1 protein-coding gene is annotated in these 235 nt (G+C 58.7%); it reads right to left on the reverse strand.

Annotated features, from left to right (window positions below; translation table 11 throughout):
- Window positions 1–235, reverse strand: a 235-nt coding sequence (locus J1778_RS00005) for a DUF2345 domain-containing protein (protein WP_217171484.1), incomplete at both ends; no start/stop codon positions are given.

A 235-nucleotide genomic window follows, 5' to 3' on the forward strand; every position in this document is an offset into this window, starting at 1 on the left:
TCGCCGTCCACCGCCGTGATGCTCACTTTTTTGCCCGCCGCAAGCGCCAGCCGGTTGTTCTGCGCCTGAACGTCGACCCTGCCTTCGCTGGCCTTCAGGCTCATCTCACCCTTCAGCGCAAAGAGGCCCATTTCCTCACCGGTGTTGACGGTCAGGTTCTTAATCACCCCGATATCCGCATTGTTACCGGCGTTCAGTATCATGTTTTTGGCGGCGGCCAGCTGCATATGTTCGC

Source organism: Rahnella bonaserana, from assembly GCF_019049675.1.
Classification (GTDB): Bacteria; Pseudomonadota; Gammaproteobacteria; order Enterobacterales; family Enterobacteriaceae; genus Rahnella; species Rahnella bonaserana.